At 33.2% G+C, this 20,163-nt stretch carries 18 protein-coding genes and 1 tRNA gene; 15 read left to right on the top strand and 4 right to left on the bottom strand.

What is annotated here, in order from left to right; genetic code table 11:
• Nucleotides 1-7 precede the first annotated feature (7 nt).
• From mraY to FHG05_RS05720, 9 genes are all read left to right on the top strand, one after another.
• Nucleotides 8-1,225 (top strand): phospho-N-acetylmuramoyl-pentapeptide-transferase, encoded by a 1,218-nt coding sequence (gene mraY, locus FHG05_RS05760; protein WP_140997066.1) that lies wholly within the window; start codon nucleotides 8-10, stop codon nucleotides 1,223-1,225.
• A gap of 1 nt (nucleotide 1,226) precedes the next feature.
• Nucleotides 1,227-2,558 carry a UDP-N-acetylmuramoyl-L-alanine--D-glutamate ligase gene (murD, locus tag FHG05_RS05755; protein WP_140997065.1) on the top strand — a complete coding sequence of 444 codons (1,332 nt, stop codon included), beginning with the start codon at nucleotides 1,227-1,229 and terminating at the stop codon, nucleotides 2,556-2,558.
• A 6-nt stretch (nucleotides 2,559-2,564) separates the two neighbouring features.
• Nucleotides 2,565-3,845 (top strand): FtsW/RodA/SpoVE family cell cycle protein, encoded by a 1,281-nt coding sequence (locus tag FHG05_RS05750; protein ID WP_140997064.1) that lies wholly within the window; start codon nucleotides 2,565-2,567, stop codon nucleotides 3,843-3,845.
• Nucleotide 3,846: 1 nt separating this feature from the next.
• Nucleotides 3,847-4,938: an undecaprenyldiphospho-muramoylpentapeptide beta-N-acetylglucosaminyltransferase gene (murG, locus tag FHG05_RS05745; RefSeq protein ID WP_140997063.1), complete on the top strand. Its 1,092-nt coding sequence runs from the start codon at nucleotides 3,847-3,849 to the stop codon at nucleotides 4,936-4,938.
• 41 nt (nucleotides 4,939-4,979) lie between these two features.
• The gene (gene murC, locus FHG05_RS05740; protein WP_140997062.1) at nucleotides 4,980-6,329 is read left to right on the top strand and encodes a UDP-N-acetylmuramate--L-alanine ligase; all 1,350 of its coding nucleotides are present in this window, start codon (nucleotides 4,980-4,982) and stop codon (nucleotides 6,327-6,329) included.
• On the top strand, nucleotides 6,316-7,041 hold the full coding sequence (locus FHG05_RS05735) for a cell division protein FtsQ/DivIB (protein ID WP_140997061.1): 726 nt from the start codon (nucleotides 6,316-6,318) through the stop codon (nucleotides 7,039-7,041). Before murC ends, FHG05_RS05735 begins: the two co-directional genes overlap by 14 nt.
• Nucleotides 7,042-7,050: 9 nt before the next feature.
• Nucleotides 7,051-8,409 carry a cell division protein FtsA gene (ftsA, locus tag FHG05_RS05730; protein WP_140997060.1) on the top strand — a complete coding sequence of 453 codons (1,359 nt, stop codon included), beginning with the start codon at nucleotides 7,051-7,053 and terminating at the stop codon, nucleotides 8,407-8,409.
• Nucleotides 8,410-8,420: 11 nt separating this feature from the next.
• Nucleotides 8,421-10,388 (top strand): cell division protein FtsZ, encoded by a 1,968-nt coding sequence (ftsZ, locus tag FHG05_RS05725; RefSeq protein ID WP_140997059.1) that lies wholly within the window; start codon nucleotides 8,421-8,423, stop codon nucleotides 10,386-10,388.
• A 178-nt stretch (nucleotides 10,389-10,566) separates the two neighbouring features.
• Nucleotides 10,567-11,016, top strand: a complete 450-nt coding sequence (locus tag FHG05_RS05720; protein ID WP_140997058.1) for a GatB/YqeY domain-containing protein — start codon at nucleotides 10,567-10,569, stop codon at nucleotides 11,014-11,016.
• A 72-nt stretch (nucleotides 11,017-11,088) separates the two neighbouring features.
• Here FHG05_RS05720 and FHG05_RS05715 read toward each other — a convergent pair whose 3' ends face one another.
• Both FHG05_RS05715 and FHG05_RS05710 read right to left on the bottom strand, forming a co-directional pair.
• A complete protein-coding gene (locus FHG05_RS05715) occupies nucleotides 11,089-12,984 on the bottom strand; it encodes a tetratricopeptide repeat-containing sensor histidine kinase (RefSeq protein WP_140997057.1) in 1,896 nt (631 codons plus the stop codon).
• A gap of 164 nt (nucleotides 12,985-13,148) precedes the next feature.
• Complete coding sequence (locus FHG05_RS05710) at nucleotides 13,149-14,099, bottom strand: hypothetical protein (RefSeq protein WP_140997056.1); 951 nt, start codon at nucleotides 14,097-14,099, stop codon at nucleotides 13,149-13,151.
• A gap of 355 nt (nucleotides 14,100-14,454) precedes the next feature.
• On the opposite strand from FHG05_RS05710, the gene FHG05_RS05705 reads away from it, so the two are divergent.
• From FHG05_RS05705 to FHG05_RS05680, 6 genes are all read left to right on the top strand, one after another.
• Nucleotides 14,455-15,093, top strand: coding sequence for a response regulator (locus FHG05_RS05705; protein WP_181369146.1), 639 nt, complete (start codon nucleotides 14,455-14,457; stop codon nucleotides 15,091-15,093).
• Between the two features lie 107 nt (nucleotides 15,094-15,200).
• A tRNA-Arg gene (locus FHG05_RS05700) sits at nucleotides 15,201-15,274 on the top strand.
• Between the two features lie 443 nt (nucleotides 15,275-15,717).
• Entirely contained in the window at nucleotides 15,718-16,134 is a 417-nt protein-coding gene (locus FHG05_RS05695) for a hypothetical protein (RefSeq protein ID WP_140997054.1), read from the top strand.
• Nucleotides 16,135-16,165: 31 nt separating this feature from the next.
• Nucleotides 16,166-16,996: a tetratricopeptide repeat protein gene (locus tag FHG05_RS05690; protein ID WP_140997053.1), complete on the top strand. Its 831-nt coding sequence runs from the start codon at nucleotides 16,166-16,168 to the stop codon at nucleotides 16,994-16,996.
• A gap of 161 nt (nucleotides 16,997-17,157) precedes the next feature.
• Nucleotides 17,158-18,204: a ligand-binding sensor domain-containing protein gene (locus FHG05_RS05685; RefSeq protein ID WP_140997052.1), complete on the top strand. Its 1,047-nt coding sequence runs from the start codon at nucleotides 17,158-17,160 to the stop codon at nucleotides 18,202-18,204.
• Nucleotides 18,205-18,264: 60 nt separating this feature from the next.
• Nucleotides 18,265-19,065, top strand: a complete 801-nt coding sequence (locus tag FHG05_RS05680) for a hypothetical protein (RefSeq protein WP_140997051.1) — start codon at nucleotides 18,265-18,267, stop codon at nucleotides 19,063-19,065.
• A gap of 70 nt (nucleotides 19,066-19,135) precedes the next feature.
• On the opposite strand, the gene FHG05_RS05675 is transcribed toward FHG05_RS05680, so the two are convergent.
• Both FHG05_RS05675 and FHG05_RS05670 read right to left on the bottom strand, forming a co-directional pair.
• Nucleotides 19,136-19,546 (bottom strand): hypothetical protein, encoded by a 411-nt coding sequence (locus FHG05_RS05675; RefSeq protein WP_140997050.1) that lies wholly within the window; start codon nucleotides 19,544-19,546, stop codon nucleotides 19,136-19,138.
• 76 nt (nucleotides 19,547-19,622) lie between these two features.
• A complete protein-coding gene (locus FHG05_RS05670; protein ID WP_140997049.1) occupies nucleotides 19,623-20,141 on the bottom strand; it encodes a contractile injection system tape measure protein in 519 nt (172 codons plus the stop codon).
• Nucleotides 20,142-20,163: the final 22 nt, after the last annotated feature.

The following is a 20,163-nucleotide window of genomic DNA, read 5'->3' as shown; positions in this document are numbered from 1 at the left end:
TAAAGATATGTTATATTATATTTTTCAATATTTAGACAAAACATTTGATGTTCCTGGAGCAGGAGTGTTTCAATATATTACTTTTCGATCGGCTTTTGCATTTATTTTATCTTTATTAATTGCAGCTATTTACGGTAAAAAAATAATCAATTTTTTAAGAAAACAACAAGTAGGTGAAACCGTACGTGATTTAGGCTTAGCAGGGCAAAGTCAAAAAGCTGGTACGCCTACTATGGGTGGAATTATCATTATTTTAGCGACACTTATTCCTGTGCTTTTATTGGCAAAACTGGAAAACATCTATATCATTTTATTAATTGTGACCACGCTTTGGATGGGAACCATTGGTTTTATTGATGACTATATTAAAGTCTTTAAAAAAGACAAACAAGGGTTAAAAGGAATTTTTAAAGTATTTGGACAAGTAAGTTTAGGGTTAATTGTCGGTTGTGTTTTGTATTTGCATCCAAACGTAACCATTCGTAAAGACACTATAGGAGAACGAGTAAAAATGGAAAATATAGATCCAACCAGTTTACATGAAAAATCAACGGCTACGACAATTCCATTTTTAAAAAACAATGAATTTGATTATGTTGAGGTATTGTCTTTTTTAGGAGACGGATATCAAAATTGGGCTTGGATTATTTTTATACCGATGGTAGTTATCATCATTACTGCGGTTTCTAATGGAGCCAATTTAACAGACGGAATTGATGGTTTAGCGGCTGGTACTTCGGCTATTTCAGTGCTTACGCTAGGTATTTTTGCTTTTGTTTCTGGTAATATCATTTTTTCGGATTATCTCAATATCATGTATATCCCCAATTCGGGTGAAATGACCATCTATATTGCAGCTTTTGTAGGAGCATTAGTTGGGTTTCTTTGGTACAATACCTATCCTGCTCAAGTATTTATGGGCGATACGGGTAGTTTGACTATTGGTGGTATTATAGCTGTTATTGCAATTGCTATTCGTAAAGAATTGATGATTCCTATTTTGTGTGGTATTTTCTTAGCAGAAAATTTATCGGTAATGATACAAGTGAGTTATTTTAAGTATACAAAGAAAAAATATGGAGAAGGAAGGCGTGTTTTTTTAATGTCACCTTTGCATCATCATTATCAAAAGAAAGGGTTTCATGAAAGTAAAATTGTAACGCGTTTCTGGATTGTTGGAATTCTCTTAGCCATATTTTCATTAGTCTCATTAAAACTAAGATAGCATGAAGTTAGTTGTTTTAGGAGGAGGAGAAAGCGGAGTAGGAACCGCAATTTTAGGAAAGAAAAAAGGATATGAAGTATTTGTATCTGATTTTGGAAAAATAAAAGAAAATTACAAAGAAATTCTTAGTATTAATCAAATACCTTGGGAAGACGAAAAGCATACTGAATCTTTAATTTTAGATGCAGATGTAGTCATGAAAAGCCCTGGAATTCCAGAGAAAGCGCCTATTGTTAAAAAATTATTGGAACGAAATATACCGGTAATTTCTGAAATAGAGTTTGCTTTTCCGTTTACCAATGCTAAAACTATTGGAATAACGGGAAGTAATGGAAAAACGACCACGACTTTGTTAACGTATCACATTTTAAAACAAGGCGGTTTAAATGTAGGGTTAGCAGGAAATATTGGAAAAAGCTTTGCTTGGCAAGTCGCTGAAAATAATCACGATTATTATGTGTTAGAGCTGAGCAGTTTTCAATTGGACGGGATTGTAAATTATAGACCAGATATCGCTGTAATTACCAATTTGAGTCCGGATCATTTAGATCGTTATGCTTATGATTATAATTTGTATATCGCATCTAAATTTAGAATCACAAAAAATCAAACGGAAAACGATTTTTTAATTGTTGACCATGATGATGTAGAAATCAATAGATGGTTTCAAAATAATAAAACAAAAGCAAAAAAACTTTCTTTTTCATTAACAACGACAGTTGAAGAAGGAGGATTTGAAGAAAATAACAATTTGAACAGTAAAATTAATAACGACCTATTTACCATGCCAATCAACGAATTAGCTTTAGAAGGAAAACACAATCTTAAAAATGCAATGGCTGCAACTGCGGTTGCTCAGTTAATGAAAGTGAGAAAACAAACGATAAGGGAAAGTCTAAGTAACTTTCAAGGTGCAGAACATCGTTTGGAGAAAGTGTTAAAAATACAAAATGTACAATACATTAATGATTCCAAAGCAACCAATGTAAACGCTACTTTTTTTGCATTAGATAGTATGACAGGTCCAACGGTTTGGATTGTAGGTGGTGTTGATAAAGGGAATGATTATGACGAATTAATGCCATTGGTTAGAGAAAAAGTAAAAGGTATTGTTTGTTTAGGTGTGGATAACCAAAAATTATTCAACGCTTTTAATGATGTGGTAGATGTAATGATAGAAACAACTTCAATGACTGAGGCAGTTAAAATTGCACAAAGAATGGCTGAAAAAGGAGATACTGTTTTACTATCGCCATGTTGCGCAAGTTTTGATTTATTTGAAAATTACGAAGATAGAGGGCGTCAATTTAAAAACGCAGTACATAATTTATAAGAAAAAATGAAAGCATTAGTAGCTAGATTAAGAGGAGATAAGGTAATTTGGGCAATAGTTTTTCTATTGGCTCTCATTTCTTTTTTGCCTGTTTATAGTGCTAGTACTAATCTCGTTTATGTAATTGGTAAAGGGTCTACCATGGGGTATTTAGTAAAGCATCTTGGGCATTTGTTCCTTGGGTTTGCTATTATCTATTTTGTACACAAAGTTCCCTATCATTATTTTAGAGCTTTATCCATTTTTGGAATTCCTCTCGTAATTGTTCTTTTACTTTATACCTTATTTCAAGGAACAACTATTGGTGGTGCAAATGCGAGTAGATGGATCCAAATCCCTTTTGTAGGAGTGAGTTTTCAAACGTCTACTTTGGCTTTTACAGTTTTAATGGTTTATGTAGCACGTTATTTAGCCAAAGTAAGCGATAAAGAATATACGTTTAAAGAGTCGTTTCTAGAGTTGTGGTTGCCTGTTTTTGGGGTTTTGGTTTTAATCTTACCAACGAACTTTTCCACTACAGCACTTATTTTTTCAATGGTATGTATGCTAATATTCGTTGGGTACTATCCTTTAAAATACTTAGCAACAGTAATGGGTTTGGGAATCGCAGCTTTATTATTGTTTTTATTGTTAGCTAAAGCTTTCCCAACGAATAAATTATTTAGCAGGGTAAATACTTGGGGAAATAGAATCGAACGATTCCTAGATGATAAACCCAATGAAGATGATTATCAAATTGAAAAAGCAAAGATTGCCATTGCTTCAGGTGGAATTTATGGATTAGGTCCTGGAAAAAGTGTACAGAAAAACTTTCTTCCTCAGTCTTCATCCGATTTTATTTTTGCCATTATTGTAGAGGAATACGGTCTGCTTGGAGCAGTAGGAATTCTATTCTTGTACTTGTTGTTGTTTTTTAGGTTTATCATAAATGCACAAAAAGCACCTACATTATTTGGTAAATTATTAATTATTGGCCTTGGTTTTCCAATTGTTTTTCAAGCGTTAATTAATATGGCTGTGGCTGTGGAATTATTACCGGTAACCGGACAAACCTTGCCGCTTGTTAGTAGTGGAGGAACTTCAATTTGGATGACTTGTGTAGCTGTGGGTGTTATTTTAAGTGTAACCAAAAAAGAAGCTGAAGTTGCTTTAGATGAAGCAGAAAAGAAGAAAAGAGAAGAGGCTTTACAACGCATTATTGATAAAGAAATAGAATTAGAAGATAGTAAACATAAAGAAGAGGAAAATGAAGTGGCTAACCCTTTAGAACCCATTTTGAATCAGTAATATGGAAAAGAAATTGAAATTTATAATCAGTGGTGGTGGAACAGGAGGACATATATATCCTGCAATTGCTATTGCAAACGAATTAAAATATCGTTTTCATGATGCCGAATTTCTATTTGTGGGTGCCAAAGATAAAATGGAAATGCAAAAAGTGCCTCAAGCAGGTTATGATATCAAAGGACTTTGGATTTCTGGAATTCAAAGGAAAATAACCCTGCAAAATGTGATGTTTCCTTTTAAACTAACTTCTAGTTTGTGGAAATCGTACCGTATCATCAAAAAGTTCAAACCAGATGTGGTTATTGGGACTGGTGGTTTTGCGAGTGGTGCCGTTTTGAAAGTGGCAACTATGTTGGGTATACCCACGTTAATTCAAGAACAAAATTCTTTTCCAGGCATTACAAATAAATTATTGGCAAAAAAAGCGAATACCATTTGTGTAGCATATGAAGGATTAGAAAAATTCTTCCCTAAAGAAAAATTAATCATAACTGGTAATCCAGTCCGTCAGGATTTATTAAATAGTGATGATAAAAGATTTGAAGCATTAACTTACTTCGAATTAGATAGTACTAAAAGAACTTTGTTGGTTTTAGGTGGAAGTTTGGGTGCGAGAAGAATTAACCAACTTATAGCTAAAGAAATTGATTTTCTATTGGCTTTGGGAGTCCAAATTATATGGCAGTGCGGAAAATTATATTTTGAAGAATACAACCATTTTAATACAAAAGAAAACGTACACGTTTTTGCTTTTATTGATAAAATGGACTTTGCTTATGCGGCAGCAGATGTCATAATTTCACGTTCTGGTGCTTCATCGGTATCCGAATTGTGTATTGTAGGGAAGCCAACAATTTTTATTCCTTCTCCTAATGTGTCTGAGGATCATCAAACTAAGAATGCACAAGCTATTTTGGATAAAAAAGCTGCGATTTTGTTGAAAGAAAGAGATCTAGATATCGATTTTAAGAATATCTTTGCCGACCTTATTTCAAACGACGAAAAACAAGCCAAATTAAGTAAGAAAATATACAAATTGGCCTTGCCAAATGCAACGAATGAAATTGTAGATGAAATAGAAAAATTGCTCTAAAAGAAATAATAAAAAATCAAAAACAACAACAAATAAAAAAAATGAATCTTAACCAAATACAAAATATCTATTTCATAGGAATCGGAGGCATTGGAATGAGTGCCCTGGCTCGTTATTTTATGAATATTGGTAAAAATGTGGCAGGTTATGATAAAACAAGAACCCAATTAACAGATGAATTGGAAGCTTTAGGAATGCCGATTCATTTCGAAGATAAACTAGAATTAATTGCTACTCCATTTTTAGATAAAGAAACTACTTTGGTAGTCATCACACCAGCTGTTCCAAAATCGCATTCACAATGGAATTATTTCCTTGAAAATGGGTTTGAAGTAAAGAAAAGAGCTGCTGTTTTAGGTTTGATAACCAAAGATACTTTCTGTTTTGCAGTAGCAGGAACACACGGAAAAACAACAACTTCAAGTATTTTGGGACATATATTGTTTCAAAGTGGTGTAGATGTAACTGCTTTTCTAGGTGGAATTGTGGAAAATTACAATTCCAATCTTATTGGTGAAGGGAAAACAGTTACCGTTGTGGAAGCAGATGAATTTGATCGTTCTTTCTTACATCTACATCCTAATTTGTCCTGTGTAACTTCAATGGATGCTGATCATTTAGATATTTATGGAGATACCGCTTCTATTGAGGCTTCTTTTGTGGAGTTTGCGCAAAAAGTAACTCCTCAAAACTTATTTGTTGCTAAAGGTTTACCGTTGGAAGGAAATACTATCGGTGTACAAGAAGAAGCTGCATATTCGGCTCAAAATATTCGCATAGAAAATGGTTTTTATGTTTTTGATGTAAAAACGAATAATGAATTGATTACCAATGTTAAATTTGGTTTACCAGGACATCATAATTTATCCAATGCCTTAATTGCATTCGCTATGGCTAAAAGTTATGGGGTTGAAAATCAAAAAATAATTGATGCTTTAGCTTCATTCAAAGGAGTAAGAAGACGTTTTTCATTTCAAATACGTACCGAGAAATTAGTGTATATCGATGATTATGCGCATCATCCTACAGAGATAAATGCAGTGCATCAGGCGGTTAGAGAATTGTATCCCAATAAAAAAATTGTGGCTGCTTTTCAACCTCATTTGTTTTCAAGAACAAAAGATTTTATTGATGGATTTGCAGAAAGTTTGTCTCAATTTGATGAAATTATTTTGTTGGATATCTATCCAGCAAGAGAATTGCCTATCGAAGGAGTAACTTCAGCTTGGTTGTTGGATAAGATTACCAATGAAAATAAGTGTTTGATAGCCAAGGAAGATTTGGCAATACATTTAAAAAATACAGACGCAGATGTCTATGTTACTATTGGCGCTGGAGATATCGGTGAATTGGTTAAGGAAATAAAAAAAGAATTACATGAAAAGTATTAATTGGCAAAATATACGCTTAATTGTAATACTCATCGTAATGGTGTTTTTATACTCTTTTTCATCTCATAGAAATGAGAAAAGGAGGTTAAAAAGTGTTACTATTTCTTTTTATGGTGGAGAAGAAAATTTGTTCATAACTCACGAAATAGTTAATAACTTGTTGAAACAAAATTTAGGAGGCTCGTTAACTATTAAAAAAGAAGAAGTAGATTTGAAGTCTTTAGAAACTGCTCTTAATAATCACAAGATGATTGAAAAATGTGAAATTTTTTCAACGATAGATGGTTCTCTAAATGCTAATATAACACAAAAGACCCCAATTGTACGATACGTGTCAGGTAATACGATGTATTATCTTGACAATAAAGGTGTTGAAATACCTTTGTCTGAAAACTTTTCTGCAAGAGTTCCTATTCTTATGGGCACTTTTGATGAAAAAGAGAGAGATAATTATGTCTTGTTGTGTAACGAAATTTACAAAGATGATTTCTTGAAAAAGAACATCACAGGAATTAAAGTTTTGCCTTCGGGGAGCGTTATTTTGACCAGCAGAAATTATAATTATAAAATAATTTTTGGTAAACCAGTATATGTTGAAAAGAAATTAAAGAATTACAAAGCTTTTTTTCAACATGCGGTTAAAGATACATTGATTAAGAATTATAAAGAAGTAAACGTAATGTTTACCGAACAAGTAGTTTGTAAGAAATAGAAGTGAATTATGAACAAAGATAATATTGCAGTAGGATTAGATATCGGAACTACAAAAATTGTAGTGATGATTGGTAAGAAAAATGAATACGGGAAACTGGAAATTCTAGGTGTTGGAAAATCCAAAAGTTTAGGTGTTCATAGAGGTGTTGTAAACAATATTACGCAAACAATTCAATCCATTCAACAAGCTATTTTAGAAGCAGAAAGTGATTCGGGATATAAAATAAATGATGTTGTTGTGGGCATTGCAGGACAACATATTCGTAGTATTCAACACAGTGATTACATCAGTAGACCCAATGCTGAAGAAGTAATTAATGATGTGGATATTGATGCTTTAATTGGACAAGTGCACAAATTAGCCATGCTACCTGGGGAAGAAATTATCCATGTTTTACCGCAAGAATTTAAAGTGGACGGACAAGGAGAAATTAAAGAGCCAATCGGAATGTATGGTGGTCGATTAGAATCGAGTTTTCATGTTGTAGTTGGACAAGCGGCATCTATTCGCAATTTAGGACGTTGTGTAAAAAGTGCAGGATTGGAATTGTCTGGACTTACGTTGGAACCGTTGGCTTCTGCCGATGCAGTTTTAAGTCAGGAAGAAAAAGAAGCAGGTGTAGCTTTAATTGATATCGGTGGTGGAACTACCGATTTAGCCATTTTTAAAGATGGGATTATTCGACATACTGCAGTAATCCCTTTTGGAGGAAATGTCATTACAGAAGATATTAAAGAAGGCTGTTCGATTATCGAAAAGCAAGCAGAGTTATTAAAAGTTCGTTTTGGTTCTGCTTGGCCAGGAGAAAATAAAGACAATGAAATTGTTTCTATTCCTGGATTAAGAGGAAGAGAGCCAAAGGAAATTTCGTTAAAGAACTTGTCTAAAATTATTCATGCTCGTGTAGTAGAAATCATTGAGCAAGTGTATGCGGAAATCAAATTATACGGACACGAAGATCCAAAAAGAAAACTAATTGCAGGTATTGTTTTAACAGGGGGAGGTTCTCAGTTGCAACATATCAAACAATTAGTAGAATACATAACAGGGATGGATACTCGTATTGGTTATCCAAACGAGCACTTAGCGGGTAACTCAGATGAAGAATTGTCAAGTCCGTTATATGCTACAGCGGTAGGTTTAGTAATGAATAGTATTCGAAATAATACGAAAAGTGCGACACCTTTAGTTGAAATGAAAAAAGAAGAGCCTGTTTTCGAGCCAAAAAATGTGGCAGAAACAATCGAAGAACAGGAAGAAGAAAAAGAAGTAGAAAAAATAGAAACCACAGAAAGCAAAATCAAAAAATCATTTTTTGACAAGTATATAGAAAAAATTAAAGAGTTTTTAGATAACGCAGAATAAAAAGTACAACTATGGAAGATTTTAAAAGCATATCATTCGATTTACCGAAAAACCAATCCAACGTTATCAAAGTTATTGGAGTAGGAGGAGGTGGTAGTAATGCCATCAACCACATGTTTAAGCAAGGAATAAAAGGAGTAGATTTTATTGTTTGTAATACCGATTCGCAAGCACTTGAAAATAGTGCGGTGCCAAATAAAATTCAGTTGGGTGTAAGTTTGACTGAAGGTCTTGGTGCTGGTGCTAATCCGGAAGTTGGGCAACAATCTGCCTTAGAAAGTATCATGGACATTGAAAAGATGTTGGATACCAATACAAAAATGCTTTTTATAACTGCTGGAATGGGTGGAGGTACAGGTACTGGTGCTGCTCCTGTAATTGCTCAGTTAGCGAAAGAAAGAGACATTTTAACCGTTGGAATCGTAACGATCCCTTTCCAATTTGAAGGAAAAGTGCGTTCGGAACAAGCGATGTTAGGTGTAGAAAGACTGCGCAAACAAGTGGACTCTTTAATCGTAATTAACAATAATAAATTAAGAGAAGTATATGGGAACTTAGGTTTTAAAGCTGGGTTTTCAAAAGCGGATGAAGTATTAGCAACTGCGGCTAGAGGTATTGCAGAAGTTATTACACATCACTATACTCAAAATATCGATTTAAAAGATGCTAAAACCGTATTAGCAGATAGTGGTACGGCAATCATGGGTTCTGCAACAGCTTCTGGAGAAGATAGAGCTAAAGAAGCAATCATGAGCGCATTAGATTCACCATTGTTGAACGATAACAAAATTACCGGTGCTAAAAACGTATTGTTGTTAATTGTTTCAGGTACTTCTGAAATTACCATTGATGAAATTGGTGAAATTAACGATTACATTCAAGCGGAAGCTGGTTTCAATGCCAACATCATTATGGGTGTGGGTGAAGATGAAACTTTAGGTGATGCTGTGGCTGTAACCATTATTGCAACGGGTTTTAATATTGAACAACAAGCTGAAATTGTAAATTCTGAACCTAAAAAAATAATTCACTCTTTAGAAGACGATCAAAAAATTGTACACGACTTAACCAACAAAACCATTTCAAATATGGTGGTTAATGATCCAGTTTTTGAAACGACTGCTCCTAAAGAAGAAAAGAAACCTGTAGCGGAAACTAAAGTGGAAGATAAAGTGATCTTCAATTTAGATGAGGAAGTGGAAGAAAAAGAAATTCAGTTTGAAATTCAGGAGGTTACTCCAACCATGGATTTAGTACCTACTTCAGAATGGATTAAAAACTTAGATGTTACTTTTGAAATTGTAGCGGCTAAAGAAGAAATGGTGGATCCTGTTTTTGAAATCATAACTCCAAAAATTAAAAATATGGAGGTTGTGGATCCTGAATTTGTTGTAAAAGAAGATAAATTCTCTTTTTCGTTAGATTTATTTGCGAATGAAACTATAGAAGAAGAGCCTAAGAAGAAATTCCAGTTAACGGAAGAAACCAAACAAATGGAGGTAAAAGATCCAATTAATGTGGTGCCAGTTACGGAAGTAAATAAAGAAGGCGTTATCAAATATTCATTAGAGGATTATTTACAAAAAGAAGACGAATTATTATCTTCTAAGCCGGTAGCGGAAGTAAAAGAACCAATCGATGAAGAATTGAATTTTGCAGTTAAAAAGACGGAGCCTGAAGTTAAAAAAACACCTGTTTTTGAAACCGAATCTCCTTTTGAAATGACGATTGAAGAAACGCTAAAAGCACGCTCTGAAGAGCGCAAACGTAAAATGAAAGAATTTAATTATAAGTTCAACAATAGTGCAACTTATATCGATGAAATCGAAAAAGAGCCAGCATATAAAAGAATGGGAATTGATGTAACCTCTGCACCAACCGATTCTAATGCAAAATCAAGAATGTCACTAGGGACAGATAGCAATGACGATTTACAATTGCGATCTAACAATTCATTCTTGCATGATAACGTAGATTAAATCTGCTTATAACTAACCTAACCTTAGTCCCGAGAAGTAACATTTTCGGGATTTTTTTTACTATTTTTGCAACAGATTTTACAAAAAATAGCTTTAACATAGGTTGTCACATCGAGCGCAGTCGAGATGCCTTAAAAAAATAAAATAAAAATAACATCCAACATATAATAAAAAGCATATGAGTTTAGAAGCAAAAATCATGGATCAAATGAAAGAAGCCATGAAAGCAAAAGATACAGTTGCCTTAGAAGCATTAAGAGCGATTAAAGCAGCTATTATATTAGCCAAAACAGAAGCAGGAGCATCAGAAGGTTTGTCTGAAGCGGATGAAATTAAATTATTACAACGTTTGGTGAAAATGCGTAAAGACAGTGCTGAAATTTATACCAATCAAGGGCGTGCAGATTTAGCAGAACCAGAATTGGCACAAATTGCAGTAATTGAGAAGTTTTTACCAGCTCAGTTATCAGAAGCTGAAATTGAAGCAATCATTTCAAAAATTATCGCTGAAACAGGTGCTAATGGAATTGCTGCTATGGGTAAAGTAATGGGCTTAGCATCTGCACAAATTGGAGGTCAGGCGGAAGGAAAAGTAATTTCTGGAATTGTAAAGAAATTATTGGTATAATTCTTTTACTTTCAAATGATATATAAAGGTATAACGTACTGTTTTAAATGGTATTTTATACCTTTTTTATTTTTAAAAAATAATTTTCAAAGTAGTACCTTCATTAAGAATACTGTCTATAAAAATAGTTCCTTCAATCATTTTGGTACGCGATAAAATATTTTTTAAACCAATGCCTGTTGGTTGGGATTTATGATCTATATCGCTATTTAAATGAAATTGGGCCAACTCTTTAGAACCTACTCCATTATCTTGTATAAATAGGATATAATTTTTTTTCTCTTTCCCTAATCGAATCGTTACCTTGCTGGCTTGGGCATGTTTTACAATGTTAGAAAGTGCTTCTTGAACAATACGATAAATAGAAATGGCTACATTTTCTTCCATAGTATCTGGAAAATCATGTTGGAAATCGAAATGGATGTTGCTATGGTCTTCTATCTTTTGAATCATTTCTTGAAGGGCTGGTACCAATCCTTTTTTAATCAAAACACTAGGCATCATGTTGTGAGAAATACTTCTGATTTCTTCATAAGTTTCATCAATAATATGCGTGAGTTTTTTATTAGATGGGTCTTCTAAGTCCAAACTATTGGAACACATCATTTTAATAGCGCATATATTTTGGCCTAAGCCATCGTGTAAATCTTTAGCAATGCGAATGCGTTCTTTCTCTTGTGCATCAATCACCGACTGAAAGCGTAAATTTTCTGCCTTAATGAGAATTTTTTTGGTTTTAAACCGATACCAAACCAATAACGATAAAATGGAGAATAAGAAGAGTATCGAAAAGTAAAACAAAATGAATTTCCGTTTTAAATCACTTTTGTAAATTAAATTTTCTTTCTCATGGTTTTCTTTGATTAACGCGTTGATTTTCTTCTCTTTTTCAATGCTTTCATACAAAGAAGTGTATTTGATTAAATAGCGTTGGGCTTCTTTTTTATCAATTTTTTCTTTCAAATTCAAATAAAGTCTGAGGTTTTTGAGAGCCAAATCATAATCTCCTAATTTTTCATAAATACTGGCTTTAAAAAAAAGATACTCACTTTGTTCTTTTAAATTATTTTCAAAAGGATAATCACGCGTTAACGCTAAATATTTCAAGGCATTTTCTTTGTTATTCAAAAGCGCATACAATTCGGCTCCTAATTTATTTATACGCCAAGTTTTATAATTATGAAAGGAAGACGTATCCTTAACCACAGCATCATCAGCTTTCTTGAAAAATAGTGTTGCAGAATCGTACTTTTTCAAATGAACGTATACATTGGCTTGTTCTTCTAAAAAATAAGAATGCGAATTCTGAAATCCATTGGCACTTAAATCGGCTCCTTTTTTAGCATATTTTAAAACATTCTTATAATCATTTACGGCTTTGTAATAATCAATTAAGGAAGAGAAGGCATTAATCATTTGGGTACTGTCTTTCGATTGCACACTTCGTGCATAGCAAGTGGAAACAATTTCTAAGGCAGAATCGTATTTTTTCAAATTCAAATACATTTTAAACACTAACAAATCCAAGTTGTAGCGCAAGTTGGGTTCTTTTGTTTTGCTAAAATTGTCTTTTGCTAATTCGTAGTATTTGGTAGCAGATGGGACGTCGTATTCTACCATACCAATGTAACACAATTGCTTGTAGAGTTTTCCGTTGATTTCGTGATTTGTGGAGTTTTTAATTTTGGGTACACTCGCTAAGAGAATTCTTTTGGCCTCCTCATTATAACTATGATGCAAATACGACAAACTCAATTTGAACGCAATATCCAATTGGGTATTGAGATCAAAGGATAGCGCTTGCTTTTGAATGGCAGCTGTTTTTTCATTGGCAAACCCCATTTGGTTCTTTTGTATATAATGACTGAGTGTGTCTATTTGTTGGTATAAAGTTGTTTTATCTATTTGTTTTTGGGTAAACCCAATGAAAGAGAATAGGAATAGTGCCCAAAGCAATTTTTTTTTCATGCCATCGTAATTGAAAAGATAGAATACGTACCAGTGTAGGTTAAGGGGCAGTTTTTATTTCTATAGTTTAAATATATTATTTTTAAATGATACTGAAAAACAAATGCAAAAAGGGTTGCCCAATGAATAACTCATCAGACAACCCTTCTTTAACGCCTTTTGTATTATGGATATAAAGTTATAGTACCATTTGCTACTACATTACTTCCTAAACCAGAGAAACTTACAGTAAAGTTGCTGCTGTTAAAGCTTAAAGAACCTACTGGAGTACAAAGCCCTAAAGCATATTGAATTTTTCCATACGAACCACTGTTTTTAGTAGTTTTGCTTTCGCTTTTTGCTTTACCTAAAGAAATATACGCCCAATCAGAACGGTCTGTGCTGCTTACAGTTGATCCAGAATAGTAAATAGTGATTTTAGCACCCATTTCACCTCTTTTAGATCCCCAAAGCCAGTTCGCTGTCCATGTTAAACTTCTCCATCTTGAAGCCAATCTTGATTGCGTATCAAATGATTCGCTATCGTCAATTGTTACATCAGCTGAAATGATTAAGCCGCCAATTACGTTATCCCAAACAATTCCATCGTTATTGTAAAAACATAAGGTTTTTACTTTTTGATTTTGGATGTTCCAAGTAATCTCAAGAACTTGATCGTTAACTTTTACTTCGTTAGTTACTACTTCTTGGATGTTTTTTTGTACTTCTGCTAATTCATTACCAGCGTATACATTTTTTAATTTTCCTGTCGTAATCGAATTAGGTTGTGTTAAATCACCAGAAGCGATTACACTTTCAGAACCCGAAACCACTTCTTTTGATAAGTTTAAAGTTGCGTCTGAAGAAATTGTTCCTAATACTTTTACTTCCGCAATTTCGATTCCGCTGTTAGCATATAAAGCCAAGTTTGCTTTACTTTCGTTAAGTTGGTCACCTACCGCTTTTGGTAACTCTTGCGTGGTTGGTGCTACTAATACAGCTTTTAAAGTTTCAACAGTTGCAGTTGCTTGCTCTTGATCCAAAGTAATGTCATCATTTTCTTTTTCACAACTCACCAATGAGAATACGACTAAAGCCAACACTAGGTGTAGCTTGTTTAAAAAAAGTTTTTTCATGTTATTAAGTATTTATTTGTTTGATGTAAAATTGAAGTTTTATACCGAAAAAAGGAATAGCGTTTTACCATGAAATTGCCTCGTGGTTTTCCATGATATGTGCTTGATGTGAAAATAATTTCTTAACACTAAGATGTTTTTTTCATCATTTGCCCGCAAAGAAATTTCTGGGTTTTCTTATTAAATTGCCCCAAATGGAATAAAAAATATAAGATATATTTCTTACATTTGAGTAAGACATAAGGCTACTTTAGTAGTAGCGTTATGAACATTTATCTTCTTTTCTCATGTAATTACTGCTGTTTACTAAAATTATTATTGGAATACGTTTAATCTTTCAACTATGTGTAAAAGAATGTTAAAAACACTGCTAGTAGACGACCACATGTTATTTTTAGACGGACTTGGTTCTATTTTAGAATCCCACGAAGGATTAGAATTGTTGCCACCGGTTACCCGAGGAAAAGAAGCGCTCGACATTATTTTAAATAGTGACGTTGACTTTTTGATTACCGATTTGAATTTGCCCGACATTAGTGGGGTAGATTTAATTTTGAAAATTAAAAAAGCCAAACCTGAGATTCCCATTTTGGTTTTGAGTATGGATTGTGATCGCAAAGAAGTAAAGCAAATTTTAAATGCAGGTGCTGAAGGTTTTATGCTAAAAATTGCAGGCAAGCAAGAATTGTGCAAAGCCATACAAAAGATAGTCAATGGAGGTACGTATTATAGTAGTGAAATTACCGCTATTATGATGGAACTTATTAAAAACAGTTCGGAAAGTAATGTGTCTTCCAATTATTTAACCACTCGAGAAATGGAAATTTTAGATTTGATTTGCAAGGAGTATTCCAACAAAGAAATTTCCGAAAAGCTATTTATAAGTGTGAGTACGATTGAAACCCATAGAAGCAGTATGTTTGGCAAAACGGGCTCCAAAAATGTAGTTGGTTTAGTGCGGTATGCTGTGGAAAACGCTTTAGTAACTTGGTAAGGATATCCCACTGACTATCAATATTCTATGTAAAATCGAAATAAAAAAATAGTTGAAGCCATACAACAGCCCATATAATTTGGTATTTTTGCGACCACAATGGCAATGGCCTCGTAGTTCAACTGGATAGAATGGCGGATTTCGGCTCCGTTGGTTGCAGGTTCGAACCCTGCCGAGGTCACGAATGAATACTTTAAAAATGAAAAACAGCAAGCTCGCTTAAGCTGTTTTTTTTTATTTTTAAAGTATTCTCAAAGCGGAGCTTTATAGGGAAGACGAAGTCAACCCTGCTTCGTGACAGCTTACTAGTACTAATACTAAGTTTACTTTAAATGTTTTTTTAGCTTTTGTTTTATTCTCAAAGCGGAGCTTTACAGGGAAGACGGAGTCAACCCTGCTTTAAATGACTTATTGAAACCATTCTCATCTTATTTAGTCTTTCTCTCTTTTTTACAATTTGTATAGATAATTTGTAGTATTTAAAAATCAAAAAGTTACATTTGAGAAATGAAAACTATCAATGTAACATCACTATATAAGCCTAAATTTGATGGATTGATGTTATTAGATAGTTTATAGAGAAGATATGTAGTATTTAGGATAGCCCTTTAAATATTAAATTTTATGTGTGAAAAAGTAAATGAAATTAAATTTTGTACTTGTATTACAAATGGATTGAATACAATTATCCATAATAAAAAAAAAGAAGAAAAAAAGAACAAAAATAAATATACATGGACATTGTATAAATATGTTGGTCTTACTCAATACCCTATGGATGGGATGCTAATTTATCCTGAAGATGTTTTATCTGAAGCTCTCACTGCAGAAAAGATGGTAGAAGAACTTAACCGGAGAAACTGCTTTGATTTTAACTATAATCCAAACGAAGGAGATAATCTTCAAATTTATAATCCTGATAAATACACTAGAAAGTATTTATCATTTATTTACCGAGGTGGTAAATGGGAAGTAGATTCTTATAATAGATTTACTTATGATATTGAAAAAATAAATTATGGTAAAGTAGAGTTTGAATAGAACGTTATTTACAAGCCGCAAAACCAATCGTATGAAAAATAAAATAGTTGGAATTTTAATAGCAATAGGAATTTTGTCTTCATGTAAAAATGAAACTAAAAACAAAAATAAAACTGAATTAGATAATAAAGTGAGAATAGAATTTACAGACCAAAAAGGAAATAGAATATCAAAAGAAGAAATAGAAAATGCTACTGGAACTTATAATTACGAATTTTATGGTATCGAAGGAGTTTCTGATTTAGCTAAGTCCTTACATAATCAAGCAAGACAATTTGGTCAGACTGGGGATTATCAAAAAGCTATTGCGCTTTTAGAGCAAGCAAATAAAGAAGCACCAAATTGGGCTTATCCGCTTTATGATTTGGCCTACACCTATCTTCTTCAAGATGATTATGAGAATGCTTTAAAATATTACAAATTAACGGATCAAGTTGCTCCTAAAGGATTTTACACTTCCAAAACAGCATTACATACTCTGGAAAGAGAAAAATCGGGAGAGTTACAAAAAGGACTTTATAAGTATTATCTTTACATAGAATGGATTAGCAATGAATCCGAAAAAAGGGAAATGATTGAATTGTTTGTTGAGAAATTTCCTTCTTTCGCACCAGCTTGGAAAGAGTATTCAAAATTTTTAGAAGGTCAAGAAAGAATAAATGCAATTGAAAAAGGACTTGAACAAAAGCCTGATATAGAAACTAAAGGAGTGTTGTTAATCAATAAAGCATTAGCAATAAATAAAAACGGGGAATTTGAAAATGCTACAAAGATTTTAACTAGTGTAATTTTCGACCCTAATTCAACTTACGGAAATATAGAAATGGCAAAATTTGTATTACATAACATTTCGAAAGAATAAAACATATATAATTGTTAAAAGGTAGTAAATTAAATGGTTTTGATGCTTATATAAGTGAAGTGTTTTTAGGTGGTTTGATAATTTGAAATCCATTATTTCTTAAAACTACAAAACATTATCTGTAATTTTAAAAATCTTACCAATACTTAATCAGACTAGTAATGAAATTAAACCTATTTTTATTCCAAAGCATTTTAATTATATTAACTTCTTGCAACGGACAGACAAGGAATAAGAAAAAAGACGCAAATCAATTTGTAAAAGGAGATATAGTAGAAGTACTAGGAAATAATATAATGGTTGTTTACCAAGACAATAAAGGTGTTTATTGGTTTGGTAGTTGGAAAACAGGTGTTTATAAATATGATGGAAAGACTATGGTTAATTATACAATCGAACACGGTTTGCCTAACAATAGAATTGATGAAATAAAAGAGGACGAATTTGGCAATTTATATTTTGCCAGTTACCACCCAAAACATACGATTGTTAAGTTTGACGGAAATGTATTTAAAGCAGTACTACCTGTTTTGAGTAATAATTGGCAACTTAAATCTACAGATATATGGTTTCGAAATTCTTACGAATTTGAAAACAAAGTCTATCGGTATGATGGTAAGACTTTACATGAACTACAACTACCGCATCCACCAAATTTACCTAATCCATTTGGAATCTACAGCATTTATAAGGACAGTAAAGAAAATATTTGGTTTGGAACTAACCCAGTTGGTGTTTGTCGATACGATGGAAAATCATTTGAATGGATAACCGAAGAAGATGTGACCGAATTTCGTAATGAAGGAGCAAACGGAGTCCGTTCCATCATCGAAGATAAGAATGGTGACTTTTGGTTTAATACCGAAAACCGTTATAGTATTTACGATACTGAAACTTTAAAAAGTAATACGTTTTATACAAGACACGAAAGTATTGGTAGTTTAGATGGAAAAAATACAAGTGGTTTAAATGAGTATCTTTCAACCGTAAAAGACAACGAAAATAATTTGTGGTTTGTAACTTATCTAAGTGGTGTTTGGAAATTCGACGGAACGAAAATTACTCATTATGCCGTTCAAGATAACTCAAAAGACATTACGCTATTTAGCATTTACAAAGATAATAAGGGTACCCTTTGGCTTGGAACACACGAAAACGGAGCTTATACATATAACGGACTGAGATTTGAAAAATTTAAAATAGAATAGAAAAAGAAATTGCTTTTAATCTGGTATTTGCCAAGCGGGCAGGCTATTGCTAACCTTAACATGAAACACATTAAAAACATAGTCTTTCTTTTACTTTTTTTCTCTTTTTGGAGTTGTAAAACTTCAGAGACAAAAGAGAGTTTGGTAAGCCATTCTAATTTTGAAGAAACATCATTTACGCACATATCAGATTCATTACTTTTAGAAAAATATGAACTCGAAATGGTGAGAGACTATCTTGAAGATATCGATTCAATATCTAAAGAGGAATTAGATAGTATTTTGTATGAAAATAGAATGCGAATTGTTGATGGAAAGGTTACGTATGCACCAGACAAATCTTTTAAAATTTTTACCATTGAAATGGAAAGTTGTGGAGCGTACTGCAATTCCAATTGGAAAAGCTGGGTTCATTTCAATCTTAATACGAAAGAGAAAATTGAACCCATTGATTTGAACACGATTCAAGCTATTTACAAACTTCCTGATTATAAATATTTGGTTCTAGATGAAAGTGGAGGAAGATCAGGTGTGATAAGCGTATACTGCGAGTCAGCACATCTCATTTCATTTTCTTTGGATTCTATTGTAAAACATCCCATTATTCAATCCAAACCAGAAAATTCATTTGGGTTTTGCCAAGAAAATGGTGTTGACATGGAGGAAAGTCCCTATATAAAATATGATATAGATAAAAACCAACTTGTTTATTTATATGGGAATAATTATGGTTATTCTCATGACATTGATATAGACACAATACGTCAAGGGCAGTTTAACTATAGCAATGGAATATTTATTCTTGAAAAAGAGAATATTACAGTAAACGATAGAGAAAATCAAAGAAGGGGAACGGAGTAAATAAAGGATTTTTCTACTATAATAACCTTTAAGCACTTCAATATATTAATTGTAAGATATACTCTACCCATCAAAACCCCATCACGTCAGGTTCCACAAACACCCTTTTCGCTTCTTCAGAAGTATAACTCACCTTTTGATAATGCTGTGCTAGTAGTTCCTTAAAATGTGTTTGCAAACGAGGAAAGGCTGTGATAAAATCCTTAAAATGGGTGTGGTTGGCTTTCGCTTTAAAATGCGCGACCGCTTTAATCGCCGCAACGGTGAGCGTCATATTAAATTTATCTGTAGCACCCAAATGCGCGACATAATCTTGTAATTGTTGTACGATGTTTTCTTCCGCTTGCGCGACACCATAGTGGTGAATGTGAATCCAGGCCAATCGCAAATGTGCTTCATGTGTAAATAATTCGGCTGGAAAAGTGCCCGCTTTAAATTGGGCTTCAAAAGCAGTATCAGAAAAAGCATAGTGGTCTTGCATGGCAGAATCAAATTAGCATTGGTAAACGAAATTACACATTATTTTTCAAAACCCAATTTCTATTTTAACATACTAGTTAATACGACCACGTAACATGTAAAGGTTTTGGCATCCATGGAAATTTTAGGATAGAAAAGGAAAAGGGTGATTGGTTCAATAAGAGGTCATAGGCTCTCTTTTCAACCGTCAATTCCCAACACTCTTCATTTTCTTGTAATTTCCCGTCACGTACCAACCAATTTCCTCTAAAACCTTCTATAGAAGTAGAACCAATGGCAGGCCAATGACCAATAACTGCCTGTAATAGACTTTCCATAAGTTGTTGTTCGGTATCGGTTAGCGTGATAGCTGTGTTGTGAAGTGGAGTGGTTAAGGGTAAGCCACAGAGGATTTTGTTTAGCGGTAGGAAAATTTCTTCCGTATCTGTTAGTCCAGTGGCAAGATATTGTAGACAAAAGACGGCTTTTTCTTGAGCGGTTGGAGTTACAAATTGGTCTTCTATTGTTAATTGCAACCTTTTAAACAACATTTGAATGTAATTATTTAGAATTACAATTCCTGCATTTTTAGTTGGAAAAACTTGAACAAGAGCCATAGGATTTACTTTAGTGAGAAAG

The sequence above is a fragment of the Flavobacterium profundi genome (genome assembly GCF_006491645.1).
Taxonomy (GTDB): Bacteria; Bacteroidota; Bacteroidia; order Flavobacteriales; family Flavobacteriaceae; genus Flavobacterium; species Flavobacterium profundi.
This window is presented reverse-complemented; position numbering and strand designations above follow the sequence as displayed.

What these genes read in the sequence shown, in the direction of transcription:
- mraY (WP_140997066.1), top strand. Translation starts at nt 8, where the DNA reads ATGTTATATTATATTTTTCAATATTTAGACAAAACATTTGATGTTCCT.
- murD (WP_140997065.1), top strand. Translation starts at nt 1,227, where the DNA reads ATGAAGTTAGTTGTTTTAGGAGGAGGAGAAAGCGGAGTAGGAACCGCA.
- FHG05_RS05750 (WP_140997064.1), top strand. Translation starts at nt 2,565, where the DNA reads ATGAAAGCATTAGTAGCTAGATTAAGAGGAGATAAGGTAATTTGGGCA.
- murG (WP_140997063.1), top strand. Translation starts at nt 3,847, where the DNA reads ATGGAAAAGAAATTGAAATTTATAATCAGTGGTGGTGGAACAGGAGGA.
- murC (WP_140997062.1), top strand. Translation starts at nt 4,980, where the DNA reads ATGAATCTTAACCAAATACAAAATATCTATTTCATAGGAATCGGAGGC.
- FHG05_RS05735 (WP_140997061.1), top strand. Translation starts at nt 6,316, where the DNA reads ATGAAAAGTATTAATTGGCAAAATATACGCTTAATTGTAATACTCATC.
- ftsA (WP_140997060.1), top strand. Translation starts at nt 7,051, where the DNA reads ATGAACAAAGATAATATTGCAGTAGGATTAGATATCGGAACTACAAAA.
- ftsZ (WP_140997059.1), top strand. Translation starts at nt 8,421, where the DNA reads ATGGAAGATTTTAAAAGCATATCATTCGATTTACCGAAAAACCAATCC.
- FHG05_RS05720 (WP_140997058.1), top strand. Translation starts at nt 10,567, where the DNA reads ATGAGTTTAGAAGCAAAAATCATGGATCAAATGAAAGAAGCCATGAAA.
- FHG05_RS05715 (WP_140997057.1), bottom strand. Translation starts at nt 12,984, where the DNA reads ATGAAAAAAAAATTGCTTTGGGCACTATTCCTATTCTCTTTCATTGGG.
- FHG05_RS05710 (WP_140997056.1), bottom strand. Translation starts at nt 14,099, where the DNA reads ATGAAAAAACTTTTTTTAAACAAGCTACACCTAGTGTTGGCTTTAGTC.
- FHG05_RS05705 (WP_181369146.1), top strand. Translation starts at nt 14,455, where the DNA reads ATGTTAAAAACACTGCTAGTAGACGACCACATGTTATTTTTAGACGGA.
- FHG05_RS05695 (WP_140997054.1), top strand. Translation starts at nt 15,718, where the DNA reads ATGTGTGAAAAAGTAAATGAAATTAAATTTTGTACTTGTATTACAAAT.
- FHG05_RS05690 (WP_140997053.1), top strand. Translation starts at nt 16,166, where the DNA reads ATGAAAAATAAAATAGTTGGAATTTTAATAGCAATAGGAATTTTGTCT.
- FHG05_RS05685 (WP_140997052.1), top strand. Translation starts at nt 17,158, where the DNA reads ATGAAATTAAACCTATTTTTATTCCAAAGCATTTTAATTATATTAACT.
- FHG05_RS05680 (WP_140997051.1), top strand. Translation starts at nt 18,265, where the DNA reads ATGAAACACATTAAAAACATAGTCTTTCTTTTACTTTTTTTCTCTTTT.
- FHG05_RS05675 (WP_140997050.1), bottom strand. Translation starts at nt 19,546, where the DNA reads ATGCAAGACCACTATGCTTTTTCTGATACTGCTTTTGAAGCCCAATTT.
- FHG05_RS05670 (WP_140997049.1), bottom strand. Translation starts at nt 20,141, where the DNA reads ATGGCTCTTGTTCAAGTTTTTCCAACTAAAAATGCAGGAATTGTAATT.